Raw genomic sequence first — 3,519 nt, 5'->3', positions numbered from 1 at the left:
GGCACGAGGCCGCTCTCGGGCTTGGCCGGATCGTCGCGGTGATCGGTGAACAGGATGGTGCCGGGCTTCAGCCCCGCCACGCTCGCCGCCTCGATGGCGGGCACATCCTTGATCCGCTCCGAGACGGCGGAGCTCGTAGGCGGCTGCTGCTTCATGCCCTCCTGGGCGCCGGCGGGTCGCGGGCCGGCTTGCGCCGTCAGGGCCAGGGCGAGGAGGAGGGTGGCCGGAACTTGGCTTTGCACGTCGGGGCCTCGGGGGTCAGGAGCGGGGCGGCGGTCCGGCTCGGGGCGCTTCGGGAAACGCCCGGTCGCGGGCGATCCCCGCCCCGAGCACGGCGGTGCGGCGGGCGGTTCGGGAGCAGCCCTCAGTAGGGCGGGTCGTCGCCGAAGAGGTAGTCGGGATCGCGGCGGCGCGGGCGGGGGCGAACCTCCTCCTCGTCGCCGAAGGGCGAGCGCTGGGTACCGGGCCAGGGCTGGTAGGTCTCGCCCTGCGCCCGGCGGCTGCGGCGCTCGCCGAACGGGTCGAGGAGGTCGGAATCGGGCTCGGCGCGGCGGTTGCCGGACGATCCTCCGTAGACACCGCCCGCGAGGTCGGGCGAATCCGGGTCGGTGCCGAGGTCGCCGTCCTCGAGGTCGGGCCGCATGGCGGTCCGGGTCTCGCGAGGCAGCAGCTTGTACTGGGTGTCGGCCATGCGGCCGTCCTTGATCCGGAAATGCTCCTGGAAGCCGCCCCCCTCGACGCGCTCGCCGCTGCGCGGGTCGATGCTCGCATCGGCGAGGAACTGGCGCGCCTCCGGGGTGGGGGGCGCGAGGGGCGTGCGCGGCACCCCGTTGGCCCAGGCCGCCTGCAGGATGGTGCCGGCGATGGGCACCGCGAGGTGGCCGCCGGTCTGCCCGCGCCCCAGGGTCCGGCGGGTGCCGTCGGCATTGTCGTAGCCGACCCAGACCACGATGGTGATCTCGTTGGTGAAGCCGGCGAACCAGGCGTCGTTCTCGTTCTCGGAGGTGCCGGTCTTGCCCGCGATCGACGACGAGAACCGGGCGAGCGCGGCGGCCGTGCCGTGGTTGGTCACGCCCTGCAGCATGGTCTTCAACTGGTAGAACGCCACCCGGTCGGCCGAGCCGATGCGGGTCGGCGCCCGCGCCGCGCGGGTATAGAGGGCCTTGCCGTCGCGCTCGATCGATTCGAGGGCGTAGGGCGCCGGCCGGGCGCCCTCGTTGGCCACCGCCGCGTAGAAGGCCGCGAGATCCACCATCCGCACCGGTTGCGCGCCGAGCACGAAGGGATAGTAGCGCTCGCACTCGGCGTAGATCTGGGCCTCCAGGGCGAGGTCGCAGACCTTCTGTAGGCTGGCCGGTGCCTTCTCGGCGATGCCGCCCTGGAGCAGGCGGGCGGTGACGAGGTTCTTCGAGAACTTGAGGCCCCGGCGCAGGGTGGTGGCCCCGGCGCCGCCGCCGTCGTAGTTCTTCGGCGACCAGGAATCGCCGATGCCGCCGATGGGCGGCAGGGTGATGGCGGAATCCATCACCAGGGTGTTGGGCTGGAGCCCGGCGTTGAGGGCGGCGAGGTAGGTCAGCGGCTTCAGGGTCGAGCCCGGCTGGCGCACGGTCTGGGTGACGCGGTTGAGCTGGCTCAGCGGGTAGGAGAAGCCGCCCGCCATGGCGAGGATGCGGCCCGTGCGGTTCTCCAGCACCAGGGCGGCGCCCTGGACGCCCGGGCGCACGCGCAGGTCGGCGCGCCGATTGCGCGCGTTCGGGTCGCGCAGCTTCACCCGCACCACGTCGTAGGGCTGGAGCTTGCCTCGGGCCGGCCCGGGTTCCAGGCTCGCGGTGCGGCCGTCGGCGAGGCCGATCTTGGCGGTGCCGCCGCGTCCCGCTTCCAGCACCACCGCGAGGGGCCAGTGCACGTCGTAGAGCACGGGCCGCGCGGTCTCCAGCGCCCGCTGCCAGGCCGGCTTCGGGCGCTCGACCTTGGGCGCCGCTTTCTCGGCGGCGGCCGCGGCCTTTCGCTCGGCCTTCGTCTTCGGGGCCGGGACGGGCTTCGGGGCGTCGCCGACGAGGAGCGGCACGCCCAGCGGCGAGGCCTCGACGGCCGGAGCCGCCCCTTCGAGCTTGCGCACCGCGTCGGCGATGTTGAGTTCCGGCCCCTCGTAGCGGGCGCGGCCGGTGGCGCGCTCATAGGTGGCGAGGCCCTCCTGCAGGGCTGTCTCGGTGGCGGTCTGCAGGCCGGCATTGAGGGTGGAGCGCACCACGTGGCTGGCAGCGGTGAGGGATTCGACGCCCGCGAAGGTGCGCACCTCCCGCGCCAAGTGGTCGACGAAGTAGAACCCGGCATCCCGCCGGGTCGCGTCGAGGGGCTTGAGGCCGAGCGGCGCGTTGGCCGCCTCGCCGAGTTGTGCCTCGGTGATCACGCCCTCTTCCTTCATGCGCGCCAGCACGTAGGCCCGGCGCTCCCGCGCCCGGTCGGGATACTTGTCGGGGCTGTAGAAGTTCGGGCCCTTGGGCATGCCGGCCAGCAGCGCCGCCTCCGGCACGGTGAGCTGGCCCACCGATTTGCCGAAGTAGCTGCGCGCGGCCATCTCGATTCCGTAGGCCCCGCGGCCGAGATAGATGCCGTTGAGATAGAGTTCCAGGATCTGCGGCTTGCCCAGGATGTGCTCCAGGCGGGAGGCCACGATCATCTCGCGGATCTTGCGCTCGTAGGTGACGTCGTCGCCCACCGAGAGGTTCTTGACCACCTGCTGGGTGATGGTGGAGCCGCCGGCCGGCCGGCCCGGGGAGGCGAGGTTGCCGATGAAGGCGCGGATGACGCCGCGCTCGTCGATGCCCTTGTGGGTCTCGAAGCGCTTGTCCTCGGCCGCCACGAAGGCCTTTTGCACCATCGCCGGAACCTCGGCGATGGGCACGCTGAGGCGCCGGCCATTGGCCTCGAAGGCCTCGGCGTAGCGCTTGCCCGCGCCATCGAGGATGAGGCTGGCGCCGGGGAGCTTGCGCTCCTTCAGGGCCTCGGCCGAGGGCAGGTCGGCCACCGCCTTGTTGTAGAACGCGATGACCTCGCCCGCGTCGAAGGGCGAATCCTTCGGGTTCTCGCCCTTGCAGAACTGGCGGTAGCTGACGTTCAATTCGCCGATGTCGAGGCCGTGCAGGATCTTGGGGGCGCTGGCGCCCGCCACCGCGCTCGGATCCTCCATGGCGGTCGAGATCAGCTCGTCGAGGTTGATGTCCTCGATGTCGAAGGCCTTGCGCATGTGGGCGCAGCCGTCGCGCAGGATCTGCACCACCTGGGCCCGGTCCGTCACCGGATCGAACTGCGTCTTCACCGCATCCGGCCGCGTGGTGACCTGGCTGAGCGTCAGCGCGGTGGCGAACAGCTTGATCAGGATGATGTTCATGCGGGCCGGGATACCGGAACTGAGGTCGAGTTGTGTCGGGGGCCGGACGGTCATAGCCGAGACCGCGCGGCGCAAGCGTGGCAGATGCGCTGCACAAGGCGGCTGATTTAAGGACAGCCGGGGCACGC

At 71.8% G+C, this 3,519-nt stretch carries 1 protein-coding gene and 1 pseudogene; both read right to left on the bottom strand.

What is annotated here, in order from left to right; translation table 11 throughout:
- A pseudogene (locus tag K2X24_RS20230) lies at nucleotides 1-242 on the bottom strand (hypothetical protein); the annotation flags it as partial.
- 122 nt (nucleotides 243-364) lie between these two features.
- The gene (locus K2X24_RS20225) at nucleotides 365-3,391 is read right to left on the bottom strand and encodes a transglycosylase domain-containing protein (protein ID WP_292500469.1); all 3,027 of its coding nucleotides are present in this window, start codon (nucleotides 3,389-3,391) and stop codon (nucleotides 365-367) included.
- Between the last annotated feature and the right edge of the window lie 128 nt (nucleotides 3,392-3,519).

The organism is Methylobacterium sp., assembly GCF_019750675.1.
GTDB lineage: Bacteria > Pseudomonadota > Alphaproteobacteria > Rhizobiales > Beijerinckiaceae > Methylobacterium.
Note: the sequence above shows the minus strand (reverse complement) of the source record. Positions and strands in the feature narration are given on the sequence as shown.